Raw genomic sequence first — 23,342 nt, forward strand, 5'->3', positions numbered from 1 at the left:
GTTTAGATATTTGTAGGTTTAGATATTTGTAGGTTTAGATATTTGTAGGTTTAGAGGTTTAGAGGTTTAGAGGTTTGGAGATTTAGAGATTTAGAGATTTAGAGATTTATAGGTTTAGAAGATTTAGGACTTTAGAAAGTGGAGGCTTTATAGGTTTTAAACAACGCTAATACTAATTCCAGTCAGTATACGATAGAGGATTAACCTGTAAGCTAATCGGGTATTGAGTGGAATTATTATTATAATAAATAGTTATAAAGAATGTTAATCGTGCCGCTTATTAAGCAGCACATTTAATCTCGCACCTTAATGTTAGTGCGAGCTCTATAAATATTGAATCGTGATAAGTCTTTCTGAGAAAGGTAATAAGGTTAGAGGGGACCTTATTTTATTTACATATATAAAAATATTTATTCAGTACTGATATTGTCTATTCAGCCTGATTGTTAACCGAGCGGGGCTATTCTGCTCTCGTTAAAAGCGTTGATATACTTCTACTATTTTTCTGATGTATCTTTCTGTTCATTTACTTGTTGCTGATCTTCATCTTTGTTCTGTTGGAACCAAAATCTTTTTCTACCTGTAGAGCGAGCCATATATTTCCTTATGGAGTTAATACCAATTACCTAAAATAGAATGTCTAATGTTCGGTATTGGTTATTTCCGTTGTAACCGTCATATTATTACGCGGTATTTTAGTAACGGAATAGTTATAAATATTATTGTGCAAAAATTGCGTGCGCTGAAGTTGGAATTATTGAATGGTTTGAGAAGTTAAAGATAATACTAAGGACAACGGTGACGATGTAACTGAGGATAACTTGGACTTTATTTGACATTAATAACTCTGATTTTCCAGAGCGAAATGAATAATAATGGATTATTTTTTAAATAGCTAGTTTTATTTGGTTTATTTTCAATCAATGTGTTTATAAAAAAGATATTTAGTTGTTAAGCTTGATTTTGATGAGACCATTTTTTGCTAGCGAAACCCGTAATGTTAATAATAGGGTAATAGTAAGAGAGACACTTAACATGATTAACATGGCGATAAATATAAGTAGTTGATACTTGATTGCTACCATCGGCGTAACGCCTCCGAGTATTTGTCCTGTCATCATACCAGGTAAGGAAACGATACCTGTTGTTGCAATGGTCGCTAAGATTGGTGCTTGTGCTTTTTTTAATGATTGTTGTAAGAAAGGGAAAGCAGCCTGATAAGGAGACGCGCCTAGTGCAAGTGCACCTTCGTATTCATCTTGTTGTTGGTCAAAGGCATTAAATAAGTTTTGTAATGCCACTATGTTTGCACTCAAACTATTACCTAACAACATGCCCGCTAACGGGATCATATAGCGAGCGCTATACCAAGGGGCTGGTTGGATAATCAGAAGTGATAATACTAATAATATTGGTAATAAAGCACAACTAAGCGCGATGCTATTGGCAAAAAATAGATAGCGATTATTTAAACCACTTTTACTGATGATGCTGTAGCTACCGACTGTGATCATGACGATCAACCAAGCAGTATTTAATAGAATGCTGTCGAGTTCAAATATGTATTCGAGATACAGGCCGACTAATAGTAATTGTAAAAATAAACGTACAAATGCAGTGACAGTACTTTTGTTAATACCAAGTTTGAAATAGGCGTTAATTGTAATAGGGACAAACAGCAGTAAACTAAATAGTCCGAGTTGTAACCAACTTATATCGATACTTGTTTGCATATTAAATGCATTACCTTATCAGGTGAGCTTATCGAACAGTCGCTCAATCTTAAACGACTGTTATGTTAGTTATTATTGGTCTTCTAGCGGCAACCAATCTACGGTCACGCCTGATTGAGTAAACATCTCTTCACTGAGTTTAATTTTGTCTCCCCAACGTGATAAAAAGTCTTCACTTTGTGCTGGGCAATGCACTGCTTTAATCCCTGTTTGAATGATTTTTGCTGCGCAATTTGGACATGGAAAATGCGTCACCCAAATTTCACATCCACTTAAATCTCGTTTGGCATAAAGTATTGCGTTTTCTTCTGCGTGTAAGGTTTTGAGTAATTTGATTTCTCGATTATCAGTTTCAGCACTGTCTGAAATACCTTGTGGATAACCATTAAAACCTAGTGAAACAATACGGTTATGTTCGGTGATCACTGCACCAACTTGAGTCGATGGATCTTTACTCCATGATGCAACAAGTTCTGCCATTTGAATGAATCGTAGTGCCCATTTAGAAATCATATGCAATTTAACCTTTTATCATTAGTGTGTCGTTATGTCGCATTGCTTTGTCTTGCTCTGCTCTGCTTTGTGGGGATCGGTGTCTATTAATGTTCGCATAAACTATACCGGTTAAATCATTACCTTTATGCCTAGAATCTGTTTACCTCACGACTTGCTGATTTTGTACCTTGAACGGTAACGGGTATATATTACATTTTTGCTATTAACTTGCGTAGTGAGTTTGAACTTTATGTTAATTTTTTCTTAACGACTAATTAAATTCTTTCGAATATATTTAATCTTAGTGTTTTTATATTATCTAATCATAAAAATGAGGAGGTAATATATGATAGCTAATATTAGCAAAATACAATTTAATAAACACTTTATTCTATTTAGTGTATTAGCTACTTTATGTTTATTTCCTGTTATCTCCTCGCCTATTGCATTAGTACTTGGGTTCACTGTTGCGACCCTTGGTTTAGTCCCTTCACAAATCGATATTGGTCAACTGACTAAGAAGCTATTAGCGTTATCAATTGTTGGTTTAGGGTTTGGTATCAATGTTGAACAAGCGATTGAAGCTAGCTCTGCCAATATTGGTTTAATTATAGGGTCTATTTTTAGTACGTTATTAATAGGCATGTTATTAACTAAGTTATTTAAGATAGATGCTAAGACAGGCCACTTAGTTGCTTCTGGTACGGCCATTTGTGGCGGCAGTGCGATTGCTGCTGTTGCGCCGGCTATTCAAGCTAATAATGAACAAACTTCACATGCTTTGGCAACCGTGTTTATTCTTAATAGTATCGCTTTATTTGTATTTCCATTGGTTGGACATGCGCTAGGAATGAGCCAATATAATTTTGGTTTATGGAGTGCAATTGCGATTCATGATACTTCTTCTGTTGTTGGTGCTGCTTCAGCTTACGGTGATGAAGCACTACAAATTGCAACAACCGTAAAATTAGCACGTGCTTTGTGGATAATTCCAGTGGCTTTTATTAGTGCGCTTATTTTTAAAGGTGATAGTAAAAAGATTACTGTGCCGATGTTTATTATTTATTATTGTGTGGCGATTGCTGTTGCACATTTTTTACCGCAGTTTGATGGTTTATACCAAAACCTCTTTTTTGCTAGTAAACGTTTACTTGTTCTTTGCTTATTTTTAATTGGTTGTGGGATCACAGTAAAAACCATTAAAAGTGCTGGTTACAAACCCATGTTATTAGGTATTTTATTATGGGTAACAGTAGCAACAGTCGTACTGGCTTATATTCAATTTAACCCGTCATAATATGTCTAGACACTGACTCTGATTCATTTTATGCTAGCCCTAATTATTACTTAGGGTCTTAGCATTATGACAAAAATAGAAAAAAGCAGCGATAAACAAAATAACGAACTAAAGCCAGAATCAGGTTTGAGTAGCTTAGAGCGTCGCTTTTATGAAATTCGTAATAACAAAATTTTCGAACTGTTTGTTATTGGAATTATCATTTTCTCTGCCTTAATGATTGGCGCAAATAGCTACGAAGTTTCCCCTACTACATTACAATTTCTATCGGTATTAGATATCGCCATTACGGTTATATTTTTAGTCGAAATTATTATTCGTTTCATCGGAGAACCCAATAAAAAACGCTTCTTCCATAATGCTTGGAACGTCTTTGATACCTTCATTGTTTTGGTGAGTTTGATTCCTATCGAAGATAGTGAGTTGGCTATATTAGGTCGATTAGTGCGTATCTTCCGTGTATTACGTATGGTTTCTATTATTCCTGAACTGCGTATTCTGATTAACTCTTTGATTAAAGCCTTGCCGCAATTAGGTTATGTGATGTTATTGATGTTCATTATCTTTTATATTTACGCGGCTATCGGCACAACTTTCTTTGCTAACATTAACCCTACTTTATGGGGTGATATTGCGGTTAGTTTATTAACGTTATTCCGAGTCATGACCTTTGAGGATTGGACTGATGTTATGTATGAAACCATGGCGGTTTATCCGTTATCGTGGAGCTTTTACTTGAGCTTCATCTTCTTTACTGCTTTTGCTTTCTTGAATATGGTGATTGGTATTGTGGTAAATGTATTGGAGCAAGAGCGTCAATTAGAAGCCGATATAGAGAATAAAGTCTCTGAACAACCTACATTACTTGAATTGAAAGAAGAGCTTGCTGAAATAAAAGCGTTATTGAAAAAGCAGTAAGTTAAAGTAATCAGTAGAGGTAGAAGCAGCAGAGAAAGTGACAAACAGCGTTCATTAAAGGGCGCTGTATTGTCTGGTTATTCGTGTGGTGGTTGATCATTTTTCTGTGTACTGACAAAATAAAATAACAGTGAAAAAGCCAGTAATGAAAATGCAGCGGCAATAATGCCATGGCTTAAAATAGCGACGATGATCGATAGGATCACCAAGGTAATGATAAGTTGTGCTTTAAACATAAATACTTCTATCAGTTGTGTTAAATGCTGTTGTTAGTATGTTGCTTACGAATGCCGCCTTACTATGTAGTTTAAGTATGTAGTTTGAACATATAGCTTTATTACTTAACTTAGCGAACGGTGTCTATTATTAACAAGCTGAGTGGAAAGCGATAATACAAAATTGTTCTAACTAATATCAATCTGCTGTAATTAACCTTTATCATTGGTTTATCTATTATTCATTCCTATTTTAAACCACTCATTTTAGGGTGTAATTTTGTTTTAGGGCGAAACAAATTACTTGCAGTTAACCTCAGTAATGAACAAGCTAATGAAAGATAAGGCAGAATATCTACATTATTTAATATCATTCTTTATGAGTGATAAACAGGATAAACATGAGAAAGACAGATAAAAAAATCGACAACAAATTACGTGGAGTATTAACTGACGTCTGTGATATTGCTTTGGAGACGATACCAGGTTACCAATGGATAACGCATACGGTGAAATACGATGCCTTTCCCGCTTCTTTGCAAGTCAGTTGTGGATTTGCATCAGCTGATGCAATCGAGCAGTTACAGCTCGAACAGCAAGATGTAGTATTAAAGAAACTGATTTTTAAAAAGCTAGCGGCAGTGGACATTAATTTAAAAGATGTGAATAAACAGGTAAAGCTCGTCGTAGCCAAGTGATGTAGTTTGAATCGTCTTGTGAAAAATTGTTAAGTAGTGAGGTTTGTATATTACTGCTAAGTAACCGTGGCTTAAGTAGTGCTATTAGTAAATAGCCGGTAAGCACTTATTAAGAATGAAATAAGCCACTAGCCCAGTACGTAAAAACAGACTAAGTTAGTGGCAATGTTAATGATTAACTAACCTTTGTAGATTTTTGGATTAAATACATCGCGTAACCAATCCCCCAATAGGTTAATCACCAATACTAGGCTGATTAATACAATACCTGGGAAGATCGTTATCCACCATGCACCAGAGAATATGTATTTAAAGCCGATGCTGATTAGTGCGCCTAATGAAGGTTGGTCTACTGGTAAACCAAGACCTAAAAAGGATAGCGCCGCTTCTGACATGATAGCATTCGCCACTTGTACTGTTGATATCACTAGAATCGGTGATAGACAATTAGGTAGAATATGGCGGAACATAATACGCATCGATCTAAAGCCCATCACTTGTGCTGCTTCAACATATTCCTTTTTCTTTTCTGCTAGCACTGAAGCGCGAATTGTACGTGCGTATTGAGGCCATTCAGCAACCCCAATAATCACCACCAACATGATCACTGCGTAATCAGCAAAAAATTCTGCACCGAAACTGGCTTTAAAAATAGCGGTAATAATGATCGCGACCATCATGGTTGAAAATGATAACTGCACATCGGCAAAACGCATTAAGAAACTATCAATACGTCCACCGAAATAACCTGCTGATAAACCAATCACAATACCTAATGTTAGCTGTACTGCCACGGCTAAAAAGCCAATCGTTAATGATAGTCTTGAACCATATAAAATGGTCGACAAGATATCGCGACCTTGGTCATCAGTCCCTAATAAGAATCGCTCTTCGCCGCCCTCTAACCATGATGGTGGTAACTCTGAGTCCATCAGGTCGATGGACATTAAATCATAGGGATTAGTTGGTGCAATGATTGGTGCAAATAACGCAGCAAGAAAAAAAGTTAAGAATAATGCAAAGCTAAACATCGCGACTTTGTCACGCTTAAAGTGATAAATGAAATCTGAATCTTTTAATCGTTTCCAGCGTGAAGGCACTCTGTTCTCTTGAGTTAAGCTAGTCATATTATGCTCCTTTACCAGTGATGTTTACGGTTGGGTTAACCACGCCGTATAACAAATCAACGATAGTATTAGTAACCACAAAAAGAAGCCCAACAAAAATAACGTAAGCTGTAATAAGGGGCGTATCAACACGGTTAATCGCTTCTAAAAATAAGAAACCGGTACCTGGCCATTGAAAAACGGTTTCCGTTAAAATGGTATAAGCGACCATCGTTCCAATTTGTACACCGCCAACCGTTAATACCGGTAACATGGTGTTCTTTAAGGCATGCTGATAATAAATTTTATTCATTGCTAACCCTTTAGCGGTCGCAAATTTCACGTACTCTGAGCTTAATGCTTCTAACATTTCTGAACGCACTAAACGAATAAACAACGGCAACATAATAGAAGCCAATGAAATACAAGGTAACACTAAATGCAATAAACCATCGGTTGTTAAAAAGCCTGTTTCCCAGCCAAGTATTGAAACAGTTTCGCCTCGTCCGTAAGAGGGGAGCCATTGTAGTTCGATTGCAAATATATACATTAAAATGATTGCAGTTAAAAAAACCGGAATGGAAATACCGACACTACTGAGTGCCATGATCATTTTTGTCCACACGCTTTTGGGATGGATCGCAGAATAAACACCGAGCGGAATAGATACTACAACAATGATAATAGCTGCACCCAAAACCAGCTCTAATGTGGCTTGTAATTTATCTAAAATAACATCAACAGCAGGACGTTTAAAGAAATATGAGTTGCCTAAATCTCCTTGTAATGCGCTGGTAATGAAACGGGTATATTTTGTTATGTATGGGTCATTTAACCCAAGATCATCTCGTAAAACTTGTCGCTCTGCTTCTGATACGGATTGGCCTACCATTTCTCGAAGTGGATCGCCTAGGTTATCTTGGATTGAAAATGCGACTAGGCTGATCACAAACATTACTATTAATGCTTGGAAAAGTCGCTGGACCAAAAAGGTAAACATTAGTTGTTTCCTATAAAATGATTAACGGCCCAAACATTGGACCGTTTTGTATTGATTAACATTGATTGAAAAGAAGTTGTTTATGTAGAGGCCTTTATTCAACGACCTCTATTTAACCTTCTTTATTGAACAACCCTTACTTAATAACTCTTATTTAACAACTAAGTCACCAAGGTATGGGAAGTTCATTGAATTAACGATAGGTGTAATATTTACGTTAGATTTTGCACCCCATGCAAGGTTCTGCCAATGAAGCGGAACAAATGCTGCTTCGTTATAAAGAATTTTTTCAACTTCTTGTAACATCGCTCCACGTTTTGCAGGATCGGTTTCAACATTTGCTTTCTCTACTAACTCATCTACTTTAGGATTTGAGTAATGGCCACAGTTATATGCGCCTTTACCTGTTTCTGTATTACGAGTCATAGTTAAGAATTCTGAAAAGTTTGCTGAATCTTCAGTATCAGCATGCCAACCGAGCATCATCATATCTGCAGAACATTTATCAAACTCAGGCCAGTATTGTGCTTTAGGCATGGTTTTTAAATCAACAGTAATACCGATTTTAGCTAACATAGACGCTGCTGCTTGAGCAATTTGAGCATCGTTAACGTAACGGTTATTAGGCGCCATCATTGATAATTTAAAGCCTTTCTCGTAACCCGCTTCTTTCATCAATTGTTTTGCTTTTTTCAAGTCGTAACGCGGTACTAAACTTGCGTCGTAACCTGCGTAACCTTCAGGGCCTTGTTGGCCAGCCGTTGTTGCAAAACCTTTCATTATTTTTTTAACGATAGCGTCATTGTTAATTGCGTAAACAATTGCTTGGCGAACGCGTACATCTTTTAATGCTTCATTTGAGTTTTGGTTCATCTGTAGCGAGATAATACGTGTTCCCGGTAGCGTTACTAAATCGATATTTTTAGTTTGTTCTACTCGTTTTTGATCATTCGGTGCCACTGGATAAATCATATCCACATCGCCCGATAATAAGGCAGCAACACGGGTTGCGTTTTCCTTAATTGGCATTAATGTTAAATTATCAACGTTGCCTGGTGAGTTTGTATCCCAGTATTTATCAAAACGTTTGAATTCTACTTTCACACCTTGCTCACGAGAAGTCACGATAAACGGACCTGTACCTGACACATGTGTTGATGAAAAAGAATTACCGTGTTTAACAATGATTGATTTATCGATACCATCGACTTTACCTGAATAGAATTTACTATCCATTGGGAATAAATAAGTTGCAGTATGTAAAACTAGCGGGAATGGTTCATAAGACACTAAGTCGAAAGTGTAATCGTCAATTTTAGCTACTTTTTCAAATGGTTCGAAGATAGCTTTAAAATCTGCAGACGTTTTTAAACGGTTAAATGTCCATACAACATCATCTGTTGTAAGTTTATTCCCTGAATGGAAAGTCACGTCTTTACGTAAAGTAAAACGAAATGTCTTTTCATCAATACGTTCCCATTTTTCAGCTAAACGAGGTTCAAATTTAAGCTCTTGAGTGAAACGGAGTAGCGGATCAAATAACATGTGTGACATTTGCAACACACCCTCTGAAAGCTGCTCATGTGGATCAAGTGTTACTGGATCTGAACTGTAGGCAATGGTGATATCAGCTGCAGCGGCTGAAAAGCTCAAACCTGTAGCAAGTAATGCAATCGCTAATTTTGTTTTTAAAAACTTCATTTATAACTCCTTTTATGAAAAACAATGTTCGATATTTAATTTTTAATTAATGCTGTTTTAATTAGTTTTGTTAATTTTAAATGGCACTTCTTAACCCTTTAAACTCAGGCATTAATGAAATTAAATGCTTGCTATAAGGGTGTTGAGGCTGTGTAAATAATTGCTCACTTTCATTTACTTCTAATAACTTACCCTGTTGCATAACACCGATACGGTCACATACTTGACGTATTACTGGTAAATCGTGGCTAATAAACAACATGGTAAGGTTTAGCTCATCTTGCAAATCTTTAAGTAAGTTAAGGATTTGCGCTTGTACTGATACATCTAATGCAGACGTTGGCTCATCACAAATCAATAAGCGTGGACGCGTTGCTAAAGCACGTGCAATAGAAATACGTTGACGTTGTCCGCCAGAAAATTCGTGAGGGTATTTAACACCGGCCATTCTTCCTAACCCAACATGGTCTAATAGATCGAATACAATGCTTTGTATTTGGGATTCATTGGCTGCTAGTTTATGAAAGCGAATTGGCTCGGCGATAATGTCGTAAATCTTCATTCGAGGATTCATTGAGGTGTATGGGTTTTGAAATACCATTTGCATTTGGCGTCGGAAAGGTCGTCGTTCGCGTTCTGATTTTATAGCGGTTAAATCTATTCCTTCAAAGGTTATTTTACCTTCGTTAGGCGGATATAAACCAGTAATGACTCGTGCAATCGTTGATTTACCTGATCCTGATTCACCGACTAAACCAAACGTCTCACCTTCATTAATGCTAAAGCTAACATTTTTGTTGGCTTGCACGTATTCACGCTTACTTTCAAAGAACGAGTCTTTAGTGATAAAACGCAAACTGACATCTTCAACATTTAATAGAGGGCCATCATAACTACGCTGTTCTTCGCTTTGTCCTAACCAATGATTTTTAATATCTAACGCTTGATGCTCTTTTGCTTCTTCGATGTAGCTTACTAATGGAAAGCGGTCTAGCTTCCTATCCGAGCGTGGTACAGCAGAAATCAAGCTTCGTGTATATTCATGATCTGGATCACCGAGTACTTTAGCTGTTTTACCAAACTCAACCAGATCACCGCGATACATTACCGCCACTTTATCAGTTACATTTGAAACGACGCCCATGTCGTGCGTTACCAACATACAACCTACATTTTTTTCGATACACAAATTACGGATCAAGGTGAGGATTTGATCTTGAATAGAAACGTCTAATGCAGTGGTTGGTTCATCAGCAATAATTAAATCAGGCTCACCCGATAATGCGATGGCAATAACAACACGTTGGCGCATACCGCCAGAAAACTGATGTGGATATTGTTTAATACGTACTTCAGCTTCAGGAATGCCGACTTGTTGCATTAAGTTAATAGCACGTTGTGCCGCTTCTTCATTACTGACATCTAAGTTGGCATGGATAGTTTCAAGTAATTGTTGCTCAACAGTGAAAAGTGGATTTAGTGATGTCATTGGATCTTGAAAAATAAAGCCAATTTTATTACCACGGACTTTACGCATTTGTTCTAGCGTTAAGCCTGAAATTTTTTCACCGTCTAAAAACACTTCACCACCAGCGATAATACCTGGTGGACTTAGTAAATCGATGATCGCGTTACCGACGGTAGATTTACCTGCGCCAGACTCGCCAACAACACCGACTATTTCTCCTCGGTTAATAGAGAAAGAGAGTGACTTTACGGCTGCATGTGTACCAAAGCGTGATGGATATTCTATGCGTAAGTCTTTAACTTCTAATAATGCCATGTTAGTAATCCCTTACTTTTTGAAAGGACTTTTGTTTGATAAAGCCTTGCATATTTATACTTTTTTGTGATTTAAAACACATTTCTCACGCCCTTTATCTAACTAAGTGTCATAATTTTCAATCGATCACCTTAATTTATGTGATCCGCATCTACAATTATTAAATACTATTTTTGACTACTTGGTCAAAAATAAAAGTTATAAATTACCTTTTTTGTTCGTAATTATGATTTTAATTGCTAATAGTTGACTGAATGGTTAGTTAATTCATTATTTATGTTATTTATTTACTTAATTTTTAAGTTATAAATTATTTTGTGTCCTACTTGCTAAAATTGATTGTGTAATTAGATTGAAAGGCTATAACACTTCGATTCATCCCTATTCAATGTTATATTCACCCTTTGATTTTGATTATTTTTATTTAGGCTCGTTATGAAACACCAACAAGCAGTTTTTTTACAAGAAATGGGCATTACCCACTGGCAAGTAAGAAAACCAACATTATTTAAAACAGAGGAAATGCTTAAGCAATTAAACCTTTCTGTTTGTAAATTACTTGTGGTGTGTACAGAGGCAGATAAAAGTCATGAGTTGATGCCTGCTATTCTCAATGCCTTTAATATTAACGCTGATAGTGTTGTGTATTGTTCTCTTGCTCAATTTGAAAGCCAACAAGGTACACTGCCCGATTTAATTTGGTCAACCATCGGTGAAATAGAAGCTTCAGGAACCCATCAGTTGTTACATTCTCCCTCTTTAGCGACGCTAGCAGTTAATGGTAATGCTAAAAAAGTACTTTGGAAGCAATTCTGTGCCTATCAACAGTAATCAATCTATTATCGCGATGGCGGTGACAGATATACCGTCAGTATTTGCTATCGAATCTTCTGCGCATAGTCATTCATGGTCAGAAAAGCTGTTTTTAAGTAACTTTGGTAAACGTTATATCAACCATGTAATGATGCTCGATCAAGAAATTGTTGGTTATTTCATTGCGAGTTATGTTGCTGGTGAAGTGACATTATTAAATATTGCTGTTTCTCCTTCTCATCAAGGGCAAGGTGTTGGGCGTGCTTTATTATCTTATTTAAAAACATTTGCTAGTACGTTATCGCAAGAAGAAATCTGGCTTGAGGTCAGAGCCTCAAATCAAACTGCAATTAAGCTTTATGAAAATTTAGACTTTGTTGAAGTTGATGTACGAACTGCCTATTACCCAACTCATAATGGCCGTGAAGATGCCCTTATTATGTGTTGTTACTTATAAACGCTATGTGGTGTGCTTATAGCAAGCATGTGTTGTAACTTATAAACAGCCATGCGCTGTTACTTATAATTGGAAATTTCATGATCTCTAAAAATCAGTTAAAACTTATTCACTCATTAGAGCAAAAAAAACAACGTAAAAAGTCTGGTCTATTTTTAGTACAAGGCGAGAAAAATGTGGGTGAGTTATTTAATTCTGATTTTGAAATAGTGAATATATTTGCAACAACGGAATATATTAATAAATATGCCGCGTCATTAAGTGCTCAACAATTGGTTAGTTTAACTGTTGAAAGTACGGTAGAAGAGCTACAAAAAGCAGGCACACTAAAAACCAATAATAGCGTGATTGCGATTGTTAAGAGTAAAGCTTATGAAGCGCCAACGATTAATAATGATGAGTTAATTTTAGTGTTAGATCAGGTAGGTGATCCAGGTAATTTAGGGACTATTATTCGTGTCGCTGATTGGTACGGTATTAAACATATTATTTGTAGTACCGACTGTGCAGACCTTTATAACCCTAAAGTGATTGCAGCGACGATGGGATCTTTCGTGAGAGTGCAGGTTAGCCATACTGATTTATGTGAGTATCTATCGTCACAGGATAAACCTGTCTACGGTGCATTCTTAGAGGGTAAAAACCTCCATAAAAGCCAATTACCTAATAGTGCATTTATTGTAATGGGGAGTGAGTCTCATGGTATCTCTGAAGGAGTGAGTGCATTTATTACGGATAAAATAACTATCCCTAATTTTGGTCAAGCTGAGTCATTAAATGTAGCGATGGCCACTGGTATTATTTTAGATAACTTTATGCGTTAAAAAATAGATGCTAAAAAGCAGCCATCAAAAGACAGTAATTAAAAAATAGATATTAAAAAATATTTTCGAAATATAGACGTTAAATTAAAAAATGTTAAATCAAAGGCCTTAAATATTAATGTCTAAAAATCTATTATCAATCATTCACATGTCTTTTTATTGAAAATGAAGTTTTTATAGCTAACGTCATTAATAAATATTCATATTAAAATCCGATCTCAAGTATCGGATTTTTTTCATTTTAAATACCTATATTCAATACTTTATGATTGTTTTATCTGATTTTATGAACGTTATTTGTTCACTTTATTTATCATTTATTAAAAATACTTTATCTAAAATGTTGACATGTGATAATGATATCTATTATCATTAAGTTGTTGGCAGAGAGACATACTTTCTTGTTTATTATTGTTCAGTCATTTGATATTTCTTTCGTCCAGAAGAAGTGAAAATGAATATAGTTCAGTGTCGAAATAGATAAGATTAAGTATTCTTTGTCCGTGATAGTGATAGGAATCGTCCTATTCTTTTTTCACTATCAGAAACCATCATTATTCATTTCGGTTTCTATTGCCGTTGATAATGGATGATGAGACTGACTTTCATCGCACAGTGAAAGCTTGGTCATTAAGGTAGGCTTTTAATGATGAAAAAGCGTATCTACACCGCAGGGTAAAAGCCATCTGTTGGTGTAATAGTAAAAAAGTAAAATGGTAAAATTAATATTGCAGCTATAAAGGCGGGGGGTTGGAGTAGTTGCAATATTAATCCCATATCAAATTCATGATTAACACCGCTAACTATTTTCTATACCTTCTATCTTCTTATAACTTCTATACTTTCTTTCTATATTTATACCAATCACACTAATTAAGTTATCTATTTCACTTGTTAAAATAACTTATTTCTTCGTTGTAAATTTCGTAAAGGGAACAACCATTTAGCTCAATTTTCGCCTTGAACTAACTCATTTTTCCTGCGCAAAATTTAGATCACTTATTTAATGTAATCGGTATTATTTTCGTTATCGCTTACGTTGAATAATGCTAACTTCTATCCCACTACTTTACCTCGTTTTACTTTTACCTTTTTAAGTTCATCTTTTAAGCGGTTAGTTAAGGTTTTAATACATTTTATTCGTTAGCAGGGGTAAGAGGGGATTTGCATTTCCTGCACAGGTAACTTGTACCTTTTTTTATCTTATTGTGTCGACGTATGGTCAATTGGTGTTCTGTGCATAAGCAACGATAGGGAAATAATTGCCCTTGTACATCGCTAATATCTAATTGATGTGTGGTATTTGCAGGTAATTTAAATACTTGGGTCATAATATTTTGCCACTCTTTACCGTGAGGGCGAACTCTTCCAAATAACTGATACGTGATCAGGTGAGCAATCTCGTGTGCTACTACGTGTTCTATAAAAACAGTTTTATTTTGCAGGTACAAGATAGGGTTAAATTTGATCAGGTTTTTTTGTAGATGAGCGGAGCCAGCACTACGACCTCGTTGGTTAAATAAATAACTAGGGCGAGGAAAAGCACGATCAAAAAAGCACTCTGCTAAAATGAAACAATCTTCACCTTTCACTGCGAGTGCTTTTTTATCTTCAAACGTAAGCATAATTGAAAATTAAATCGTTTTTATAAAACGGTTAATTAAAATGCTGCTGCTTTTAACGCTTCAACTTTGTCTAGCGCTTCCCAAGGGAAGTGCTCACGACCAAAGTGACCGTACGCAGCCGTTTCTTTATAGATAGGTTTAATTAGGTCTAACATCTCAATTAAGCCGTAAGGGCGTAAGTCAAAATGTTCGCTTACTAAGCTAACGATTAAGCTTTTTGCTACTTTTTCAGTACCAAATGTTTCAACACTGATTGATGTAGGCTCTGCAACACCAATTGCATAAGAAACTTGAATCTCACAACGATCTGCTAAACCAGCAGCAACAATGTTTTTTGCTACGTAACGAGCTGCATAAGCGGCACTACGGTCAACTTTTGAAGGATCTTTACCTGAGAATGCTCCGCCACCGTGACGTGCTGTACCACCGTAAGTATCTACGATAATTTTACGGCCTGTTAAACCACAGTCACCTACTGGACCACCGATCACAAAACGACCTGTTGGATTGATATGGAATTTAGTGCGTTCAGTTAACCATTCCGCTGGTAAAACCGGTTTAATGATTTCTTCCATTACCGCTTCAACTAAGTCTGATTGTTTAATATCTTCACGATGTTGCGTTGACAGTACCACTGCATCAATACCAACAATTTTTCCTTCATCATAAGCAAAAGTAACTTGGCTTTTTGCATCTGGACGTAACCAATCTAGTTGACCACTTTTACGTACTTCAGCTTGTTTCTTAACAAGACGGTGAGCGTAAGTAATAGGAGCGGGCATGAATACTTCTGTTTCATTGGTTGCGTAACCAAACATTAAACCTTGGTCACCTGCACCTTGTTCACGTGGGTCTGAACGGTCAACACCTTGATTAATATCAGGAGACTGTTTACCAACAACATTTAGTACAGCACAAGAATCTGCATCAAAACCCATTTCTGAGCTTGTGTAACCAATTTCACGTACGGTATCACGTGTGATTTGTTCAATATCAACCCATGCATCAGTAGTGATTTCACCACCAACCATAACCATTCCGGTTTTTACGTAGGTTTCACAAGCAACACGTGCTTTAGTATCTTGTTTTAAAATGGCATCAAGTACGGCATCAGAAATTTGATCGGCAATTTTATCTGGATGACCTTCAGAAACAGATTCTGAAGTAAATAAGTCACGTGACATGTGAACTCCTATTCGGGCTATTTGATTAAATTATTTTAGATGTTTTTACATCTAGACGTCCATCTTACATTTTTTTGTGATGGATAACACCCTATTCTTTTTAAATAAGATAGAACTGATTACACACATTGATGGTCGAAGTTGCTTAAAATTACTGTTTTATTTTCTTAAAGATACATTGTCTATGGGTTATACTCGCACTCATTTTAATTTTGCGGTTATGTTTTCCCTGTCTAATCGAGATCCTTTATGCCTTTATTGTTTCAATGTAAAAACATGTTTAGAAAAGCACTTTTTTTTATTAATAATCTTCCTCGCCTACATTTTTGGGCCATTATTGCGCTGTTCTTTTTCTTATTGTTTGTGAGCTTGATACCGCCTAGCGATCATAGTAATAAAAACATTAAGAGGGAGCTAACCTTACCAATCAGCGATTCATTGAAAGGTGGGTATGCTATCGCAGAACCTCAGAATGCAATTCGAGATAATAGCGATAAATTATTTCCTGATTTCTCTGGTAATCGTGAAGTTGAAATAACCATTTCTTCTGGCGATACGTTAAGTGAGATCTTTTCTAATGAAAGTATTTCAGCAGCCGTTTTACAAGAGTTATTAGAAGCGGATACTGAATATTTGCGTCTTGCTAATTTAATACCCGGTCAAGTTGTGCAATTATTGGTTAGTCCCGACAATCAATTACTGGCATTAAAAATCATTATTGACCGTGCTAATACCTTAAGTTTTGTTTTGAAGGATGGTGTCTACACTTCCAATCTAGAAATAAAGGAAGGCGAATGGCGTAATAGTTACTACCAAGGCAGTGTGACTGGTAGCTTTTACGTCAGTGCTAAAAAGAGTGGTTTATCGGCTAGTCAAATTCAACAAATTTCAAGTGCACTATCAGAACAGTTTGATTTCAATCGTCAGTTACGTGTTGGTGATACGTTTCACGTGTTAGTTGCAAAGCAATATATTGAGGGCGCTTATAGTTTTGATAGTGAAGTATTAGCTATTATTATTAAAACTCGCTCACGCAATTACACCGCATTTTTAAATGAAGATGGTCGTTATTATGATAAAAAGGGCAGAGGTTTAAGTAAAGCTTACCGTCGTTACCCAGTGAATGGTAAACCTCGTATTAGTTCTCGTTTTAATCCTAAGCGACTACACCCTATAACAAAACGTGTTAGTCCACATAATGGAACTGACTTTGCTGTGCCTGTAGGTACAAATGTATATGCTACTGGTGATGGGGTTGTGCTTCGTGCTGGTTATCACCCTGCAGCAGGTAACTATATTGTGATTAAACATGGCCGTAAATATACGACTCGTTTCCTACATTTAAGTAAGATATTAGTCCATAAAGGGCAGCGTGTTGCGATAGACCAATTAATTGCTAAGTCTGGTAATACAGGACGCTCGACAGGTGCGCATTTACACTATGAGTTCCATGTCTATAATAAACCGGTTAATGCGATGACAGTTGATTTACCGTTGTCACAAGAAATGCCTAAAAAAGAATTAAAAGCATTTAATGCTCGTAGAGATCTTTCTTTACGTGAAATGGGTGAATTTTAACGAGAATATGACAATGCTTAATAATGAATATTAAAATTTAAGCATTGTTTATTAATAGTTTATAACAGGTAGAGTTTAGTAGTTATGTTATTAAAAAGTGAAGCATACGAATCATGTATAGGTTATTTTGCTGATAATTTAAATATCTTCGAAGGGGCTGCAAGCTCTGGGAATGGGCAAGTTATTGCTGATATCGTATTAGATGAAGTAGCGAATTTATTGATGACATTTTGTCAGCAACAACCTCAGTTGAGTAATGAAACGCGCTTAATAGTCGTTGCTGAAGGCGATAGAATTGTTGATGATATGGAACAAATACTAGGTAAATGCTGGGAAAATCGTGCTTCAGAGGAACAAGCGCTTTTTATTAAAGAATATTTTTTATTAGTTAAAAATAGCTTAGATTCTCAAGTACCACACTTGTAAGAAGAACATTTATTTTTGTAGTATAAGCCTTTAGCTTATTACTTGAATTCAAATACTAAAAAACAATCTTCATAGATTGTTTTTTAGTTTCAATTCATTACTTTTTAAATATCAGCTTCATCATGAAAACAAAACTATTCGGCTTACTATGCAAGAGTATGGTTCAGGTGAACGACTTCTAATAATTGATCTTCTCGTTCGAATCGACTTTCCATTATTTGACCCAGTTCAGATAAATCTCTATCAAAATTTAATAGCGTTTTATCAGATGCATTTTCTGCATAAGTATCATTAAAATTTAAAGCAGTATCAGTCGTTGTGGTGATTCTAGAGTATAGCTCTTGTGCTATTTTTAAATTCTCTTCGCCACTTAATTTAGATTTTTCAATGATTTGTTCATAAACTTCAAAGTGTCCCGTTGAAGCATAATCTAATAAACCTTGGCAGAATTCAGTGATTAAGGCTTGATTTGGTAAGCCTTGTTTTTCTTTTTGATACGGCGGTAGCCCTGCTAGTTTACAGTATAAAATAACCAATTTTTGGCGCTCATCTAGCCAGTTATCTAAAACAGCAAGTGTGCCACCCCATTCTTCTTTTGCTTGCTTTATTTTTTTAAGCATAAAAACCTCTTTTAAATGAACTAGCTATAAAATTAACTAGGTAAAAATTAAGTCAAATAGCGGCATCCGTCAATATAAATTTAGTTTATATAGGTAACCACATCATTACTGTGAGCTTATGCCCAATGTAATAGCGTGAAATACACATATTTTACATTAATCGTTGTTATGACTTTTAATTTGTAAGTTTAATGTGTTGTTACCTTGATAAGATAAAAATAACACTTGTTCAATACCTGCTTGATATTGCACTATATTATTTATCACTCCCGAAAATGAGTATTCAGAATGTCAGAGTTAAAAACCGCGTTACACGACAGCGCATGGTGGTTTGTTTTATCAGAAGGAAAATTAGTTGCCTTAGATAAAGGAGAGCTGATCCCTTTTGGGTGTATTGAAGAATTACCTTTTCCTGATCACGTTACAGATAATAAGCGTTTATTAGGAACCTATAATAGTTACTCGTGTTATTTAGTAGAAGTCGATAACCATTTAGATATGGGGTTAGGCGAATATGTTAGCTTACGTTCATTATTAGGAAAAGTTCAGGATTTGTTATTTGAGATGGCAGGGCGTGCATTTCAAGTTGCTTTATTTTATAAAACCCATCGTTTTTGCGGTCAATGTGGCAATCCAATGCAAGAGATTGATTGGGAAGTTGCGATGAAATGTTATCACTGTCAACATCGTGCTTATCCGCGAGTGTCTCCTTGTATTATTGTGGCGATTCGTAAGCAAAAAAAGATCCTTTTGGCTTTGCATAACCGTCATCAAAAAAACAATTACCCTGTTTACACAACCTTAGCCGGGTTTACTGAAGCAGGTGAAACCTTAGAAGCTTGTGTAGAGCGCGAAGTTTTTGAAGAGGTCGGCCTTAAGGTTAAAAATATTCAATATGTTACCAGTCAACCTTGGCCATTTCCTCATTCGTTAATGATGGGATTTACCGCTGATTACGCATCAGGTGAAATAAAAATTCAACCCGATGAGTTAATTGAAGCCAATTGGTACGATATCGATGATTTACCTCTGGTACCAAAACATGGGACAATCGCGCGAAAATTAATTGAAAAAACAATAAAGCGATGCCGTTAAATTTAATTTTAGGTATCGAAGCGATAGGTAATACCAAATTTATTTATGCGAAGAGATAAGGTATATTCTATCAATAGATAGAAATGATTACTCGATAGGCTATCAATAGCTAAAACAGGATAAGGTTACAAATGACAGAATTAAAAAATGATCGTTATATTCGCGCTTTGCTAAACAAAGAAGTAGATAAAACGCCCGTGTGGATGATGCGTCAAGCAGGTCGTTATTTACCAGAATATAAAGCAACACGTGCTCAAGCAGGTGATTTCATGTCTTTATGTCGTAATGCTGATTTAGCTTGTGAAGTAACTTTACAGCCTTTGCGTCGTTTTGATTTAGATGCAGCGATTCTATTTTCTGATATTTTAACAATTCCCGATGCAATGGGATTAGGTTTATATTTCTCTGAAGGTGAAGGTCCTCGATTTGAGCGTCCTATTAGCTGTAAAAAAGATGTTGATAACCTGATCATGCCAGATCCCGAAGGCGAACTTCAGTATGTAATGAATGCAGTTCGTACCATTCGTCGTGATTTAAAAGGCGAAGTACCATTAATTGGTTTCTCTGGTAGCCCGTGGACGTTAGCGACTTACATGGTTGAAGGAAGTGGTTCAAAATTCTTTACTAAGATTAAAAAAATGGCATTTGCTGAGCCACAAACATTGCATCTTTTATTAGATAAATTAGCCGATTCTGTGATTGCTTATTTAAATGCTCAAATTGCTGCAGGTGCTCAATCTGTAATGGTCTTTGATACGTGGGGTGGTATTTTATCGCCACGCGATTATAAAGACTTCTCATTGCAATATATGCATAAAATAGTGGATGGTTTAACCCGTCATTATGATGGTCAAAAAATTCCGGTAACTTTATTCACAAAGAATGGCGGTCAATGGATCGAACAAATTGCTGATACTGGTTGTGATGCAATTGGTCTAGATTGGACAATTGATATCAAAGAAGCGAAAGCGCGTGTTGGTTCGCGTGTTGCACTGCAAGGTAACATGGACCCATCAATGCTATATGCATCACCAGAACGTATTCGCCAAGAAGTGGCGACTATCTTAGAAGGTTTTGGAACAGGTAATGGCCATGTGTTTAATTTAGGCCATGGTATTCATTTGGATGTGCCACCTGAAAATGCGAAAGTGTTTGTTGATGCAGTACATGAGTTAAGTGCGCCTTACCATCGTTAAGATTAGTGCGAGTTTGTTAATACAAGCTACAACATAAAGACAAAGTAAGTTCCGACTTATTTTTCTGAATGTATAAATTGAAAAAACATGCTTCGGCATGTTTTTGTGTCTGACGCTAACGTTACTTTTTATATCTTGTTGTAACTTCACTGTTTTAAATATTTAATAGTTCTGTACATAAAATGAACGATATACTAATACCTATTCACCACTTGTAAGTGACAATGTCAGCACTATAAATGGAGGTAAGATGACGATTTTTGTAAAGCATCATCAACTTAGTATTAGACCTTTTGTTGAATCAGATAAAAGTGACTTTATCGATATTTTACAGCACCGGGCTTGTATGAAATACAGCATCACTGGTGTGTTATCAAAACAACAGGCCGATGACTGCTTCAATATGTTCATCAGTAATAAAAAACATAAAATGTATGCCATTGAAGATCTAGACAATAGTACCGTCATTGGTTGTACTGGCTTACAGGATTGTTTTATTGATGAAGCAGTAGAGCCTTCATTTATTTTACGTCTCTTACCTGATTTTCATGATCATCAAGATCTACTCCCTGTATTACAACCGTTTATAAAACAATTAATTGTTTTATACCAATTGCCTTATTTACAAGCTGTCGTGGCGAAAAACAATCAATTTAGCACTCAATTAATGTCTGATTTGAACTTTGAAAAAATTAAAGCGATTACTTGCCGAGGCATTGACAGTTATTTACATAAAACTTATTAAACACGCAGTTATTAATTATTTTGAATAAATAGCACTATTTTTGTATTTTTATCCAACAAAACGAATAAAAGTCCTTTCAATTCGGGTAGAATGCCGCCCAAGTTTAACTTTATAAAAAAACTCCAGTCATTTGAGTTTTTCACCCATGAAAACATTAACCGAGGAATGTGGAAGATAATGGAAAATAACCGAACAATTAAACGCGCACTGATCAGTGTTTCTGATAAAACTGGTATTGTAGAATTTGCACGTGAATTAGCGGATAAAGGCGTTGAGCTTTTATCAACAGGCGGTACTTGTAAATTATTGGCTGAAAATAATATCAAAGTAACAGAAGTATCTGATTACACTGGATTCCCTGAAATGATGGATGGACGTGTAAAAACATTACATCCTAAAATTCATGGCGGTATTCTTGCTCGTCGTGGTATCGATGAAGCAATTATGTCTGCAAACGATATCCAAGCGATTGATATGGTTGTTGTTAACTTATATCCATTTGCTGCAACAGTAGCTAACCCAGATTGTACATTAGAAGATGCGATTGAAAATATCGATATCGGCGGTCCTACAATGGTTCGTGCTGCGGCAAAAAATCATAAAGACGTAGCCATTGTTGTAAATGCATCTGACTACTCACGTATTTTGTCTGAAATGACAGAAAACGACGGTAGCTTAGTTTATAAAACGCGTTTTGATTTAGCGATTGCTGCTTATGAGCATACAGCTCAATACGACGGGATGATTGCTAACTACTTCGGTACGATGGTACCAAGTTACGGTGAAAACAAAGAAGGTGATGAGGAATCAAAATTCCCACGCACTTTCAATGCGCAATTCCAAAAGAAACAAGACATGCGTTACGGTGAAAACTCTCATCAAGCAGCAGCTTTCTATGTTGAAAATAATGTTCAAGAAGCCTCTGTATCGACTGCAACGCAGTTACAAGGTAAAGCATTATCTTACAACAACATTGCTGATACTGATTCTGCATTAGAATGTGTTAAAGAATTTTCAGAGCCAGCTTGTGTGATTGTTAAACATGCAAATCCGTGTGGTGTTGCCGTTGCTGGAAACATTCTTGATGCATACGAAGGTGCTTACAAAACAGACCCAACGTCTGCATTTGGTGGCATTATCGCATTCAACCGCGAATTAGACGCTGCAACAGCTGAAGCAATTACATCACGTCAATTTGTTGAAGTAATTATCGCTCCATCAGTAAGTGATGAAGCCGTTGCTATTATAGCTGCTAAAAAGAACCTACGTTTATTAGTGTGTGGCAAATGGGCTGACCAAACAACTGAGTTTGATATCAAACGCGTTAACGGTGGTTTATTAGTACAAGATCGTGACCAAGGTATGGTTGATATAGCAGACCTTAAAGTTGTGTCTAAACGCCAACCAACAGAGTCAGAAATGACAGATTTATTATTTAGCTGGAAAGTGGCTAAATTTGTTAAATCAAATGCGATTGTTTACGTTAAAAACAGTGCAACAGTGGGTGTAGGCGCAGGTCAAATGAGCCGTGTTTACAGTGCTAAAATTGCAGGCATTAAAGCAGCAGACGAAAACCTAGTCGTTGAAGGTTCTGTTATGGCATCTGATGCGTTCTTCCCATTCCGTGACGGTATTGATGCAGCAGCAGAAGCCGGCATTAGTTGTGTTATCCAGCCTGGTGGTTCAATGCGTGATGATGAAGTTATCGCAGCAGCAGATGAGCACAACATGGCAATGGTATTTACAGGGATGCGCCACTTCCGCCATTAATCTTATTTTGCTTTGTGCTTTGGCACGTCCTCTACGTTGAAAGTGCTCACTTGCAGTAGCAAG

General features: G+C 36.2%; 22 protein-coding genes. 12 read left to right on the top strand and 10 right to left on the bottom strand.

From position 1 onward, the window contains the following. Positions 1-944 precede the first annotated feature (944 nt). A complete protein-coding gene (locus tag V6255_RS11580; RefSeq protein ID WP_341628308.1) occupies positions 945-1,733 on the bottom strand; it encodes an ABC transporter permease in 789 nt (262 codons plus the stop codon). A 72-nt stretch (positions 1,734-1,805) separates the two neighbouring features. Beyond that, a complete protein-coding gene (locus V6255_RS11585; RefSeq protein ID WP_160064152.1) occupies positions 1,806-2,246 on the bottom strand; it encodes a dCMP deaminase family protein in 441 nt (146 codons plus the stop codon). 328 nt (positions 2,247-2,574) lie between these two features. Here V6255_RS11585 and V6255_RS11590 point away from each other — a divergent pair, with 328 nt between their 5' ends. Together V6255_RS11590 and V6255_RS11595 are read left to right on the top strand one after the other, a co-directional pair. After that, the gene (locus tag V6255_RS11590; RefSeq protein ID WP_341628309.1) at positions 2,575-3,525 is read left to right on the top strand and encodes a YeiH family protein; all 951 of its coding nucleotides are present in this window, start codon (positions 2,575-2,577) and stop codon (positions 3,523-3,525) included. Positions 3,526-3,591: 66 nt separating this feature from the next. After that, positions 3,592-4,443 (top strand): ion transporter, encoded by an 852-nt coding sequence (locus V6255_RS11595; protein ID WP_341628310.1) that lies wholly within the window; start codon positions 3,592-3,594, stop codon positions 4,441-4,443. A gap of 77 nt (positions 4,444-4,520) precedes the next feature. On the opposite strand, the gene V6255_RS11600 is transcribed toward V6255_RS11595, so the two are convergent. Continuing rightward, on the bottom strand, positions 4,521-4,679 hold the full coding sequence (locus tag V6255_RS11600) for a hypothetical protein (RefSeq protein WP_341628311.1): 159 nt from the start codon (positions 4,677-4,679) through the stop codon (positions 4,521-4,523). A 380-nt stretch (positions 4,680-5,059) separates the two neighbouring features. Between V6255_RS11600 and V6255_RS11605 the strand changes: the two genes are divergently transcribed. After that, positions 5,060-5,356, top strand: coding sequence for a Fis family transcriptional regulator (locus V6255_RS11605; protein ID WP_341628312.1), 297 nt, complete (start codon positions 5,060-5,062; stop codon positions 5,354-5,356). 179 nt (positions 5,357-5,535) lie between these two features. On the opposite strand, the gene V6255_RS11610 is transcribed toward V6255_RS11605, so the two are convergent. The 4 genes from V6255_RS11610 to V6255_RS11625 form a co-directional block, all read right to left on the bottom strand. Continuing rightward, positions 5,536-6,483 carry an ABC transporter permease gene (locus V6255_RS11610; RefSeq protein ID WP_160064142.1) on the bottom strand — a complete coding sequence of 316 codons (948 nt, stop codon included), beginning with the start codon at positions 6,481-6,483 and terminating at the stop codon, positions 5,536-5,538. 1 nt (position 6,484) lies between these two features. Next, positions 6,485-7,462, bottom strand: coding sequence for an ABC transporter permease (locus V6255_RS11615; protein ID WP_160064140.1), 978 nt, complete (start codon positions 7,460-7,462; stop codon positions 6,485-6,487). A 150-nt stretch (positions 7,463-7,612) separates the two neighbouring features. Beyond that, complete coding sequence (locus V6255_RS11620) at positions 7,613-9,163, bottom strand: ABC transporter substrate-binding protein (protein ID WP_341628313.1); 1,551 nt, start codon at positions 9,161-9,163, stop codon at positions 7,613-7,615. A gap of 76 nt (positions 9,164-9,239) precedes the next feature. Further along, positions 9,240-10,946, bottom strand: coding sequence for an ABC transporter ATP-binding protein (locus tag V6255_RS11625; RefSeq protein WP_341628314.1), 1,707 nt, complete (start codon positions 10,944-10,946; stop codon positions 9,240-9,242). Between the two features lie 435 nt (positions 10,947-11,381). Here V6255_RS11625 and V6255_RS11630 point away from each other — a divergent pair, with 435 nt between their 5' ends. The 3 genes from V6255_RS11630 (at position 11,382) to V6255_RS11640 (ending at position 13,040) form a co-directional block, all read left to right on the top strand. Then, positions 11,382-11,777 (top strand): DNA polymerase III subunit psi, encoded by a 396-nt coding sequence (locus V6255_RS11630; RefSeq protein WP_341628315.1) that lies wholly within the window; start codon positions 11,382-11,384, stop codon positions 11,775-11,777. Then, positions 11,761-12,216, top strand: coding sequence for a ribosomal protein S18-alanine N-acetyltransferase (rimI, locus tag V6255_RS11635; protein WP_341628316.1), 456 nt, complete (start codon positions 11,761-11,763; stop codon positions 12,214-12,216). Before V6255_RS11630 ends, rimI begins: the two co-directional genes overlap by 17 nt. 80 nt (positions 12,217-12,296) lie before the next feature. Then, positions 12,297-13,040: an RNA methyltransferase gene (locus V6255_RS11640; protein ID WP_341628317.1), complete on the top strand. Its 744-nt coding sequence runs from the start codon at positions 12,297-12,299 to the stop codon at positions 13,038-13,040. 1,136 nt (positions 13,041-14,176) lie between these two features. Here the strand turns inward: V6255_RS11640 and V6255_RS11645 are convergent. Together V6255_RS11645 and metK are read right to left on the bottom strand one after the other, a co-directional pair. Then, positions 14,177-14,665: a SprT family zinc-dependent metalloprotease gene (locus tag V6255_RS11645; protein ID WP_341628318.1), complete on the bottom strand. Its 489-nt coding sequence runs from the start codon at positions 14,663-14,665 to the stop codon at positions 14,177-14,179. A gap of 35 nt (positions 14,666-14,700) precedes the next feature. Then, positions 14,701-15,849 carry a methionine adenosyltransferase gene (gene metK, locus V6255_RS11650; RefSeq protein WP_025564182.1) on the bottom strand — a complete coding sequence of 383 codons (1,149 nt, stop codon included), beginning with the start codon at positions 15,847-15,849 and terminating at the stop codon, positions 14,701-14,703. A 249-nt stretch (positions 15,850-16,098) separates the two neighbouring features. On the opposite strand from metK, the gene V6255_RS11655 reads away from it, so the two are divergent. Further along, on the top strand, positions 16,099-17,427 hold the full coding sequence (locus V6255_RS11655) for a peptidoglycan DD-metalloendopeptidase family protein (RefSeq protein ID WP_341628319.1): 1,329 nt from the start codon (positions 16,099-16,101) through the stop codon (positions 17,425-17,427). Positions 17,428-17,511: 84 nt separating this feature from the next. Beyond that, positions 17,512-17,853 carry a DUF3802 family protein gene (locus tag V6255_RS11660; protein ID WP_341628320.1) on the top strand — a complete coding sequence of 114 codons (342 nt, stop codon included), beginning with the start codon at positions 17,512-17,514 and terminating at the stop codon, positions 17,851-17,853. Between the two features lie 146 nt (positions 17,854-17,999). Here V6255_RS11660 and rsd read toward each other — a convergent pair whose 3' ends face one another. Further along, on the bottom strand, positions 18,000-18,473 hold the full coding sequence (gene rsd / locus V6255_RS11665) for a sigma D regulator (protein ID WP_160064124.1): 474 nt from the start codon (positions 18,471-18,473) through the stop codon (positions 18,000-18,002). Between the two features lie 288 nt (positions 18,474-18,761). Here rsd and nudC point away from each other — a divergent pair, with 288 nt between their 5' ends. The 4 genes from nudC (at position 18,762) to purH (ending at position 23,279) form a co-directional block, all read left to right on the top strand. Next, on the top strand, positions 18,762-19,568 hold the full coding sequence (gene nudC, locus V6255_RS11670) for an NAD(+) diphosphatase (protein ID WP_341628321.1): 807 nt from the start codon (positions 18,762-18,764) through the stop codon (positions 19,566-19,568). A 131-nt stretch (positions 19,569-19,699) separates the two neighbouring features. After that, on the top strand, positions 19,700-20,764 hold the full coding sequence (hemE, locus tag V6255_RS11675) for a uroporphyrinogen decarboxylase (RefSeq protein WP_341628322.1): 1,065 nt from the start codon (positions 19,700-19,702) through the stop codon (positions 20,762-20,764). A gap of 250 nt (positions 20,765-21,014) precedes the next feature. Then, positions 21,015-21,509 carry a GNAT family N-acetyltransferase gene (locus V6255_RS11680; RefSeq protein ID WP_341628323.1) on the top strand — a complete coding sequence of 165 codons (495 nt, stop codon included), beginning with the start codon at positions 21,015-21,017 and terminating at the stop codon, positions 21,507-21,509. Positions 21,510-21,686: 177 nt separating this feature from the next. Further along, positions 21,687-23,279, top strand: a complete 1,593-nt coding sequence (purH, locus tag V6255_RS11685) for a bifunctional phosphoribosylaminoimidazolecarboxamide formyltransferase/IMP cyclohydrolase (RefSeq protein WP_341628324.1) — start codon at positions 21,687-21,689, stop codon at positions 23,277-23,279. Positions 23,280-23,342 lie beyond the last annotated feature (63 nt).

Source organism: Psychromonas arctica (genome assembly GCF_038155225.1).
In the GTDB taxonomy this organism is placed as follows: domain Bacteria; phylum Pseudomonadota; class Gammaproteobacteria; order Enterobacterales; family Psychromonadaceae; genus Psychromonas; species Psychromonas arctica_B.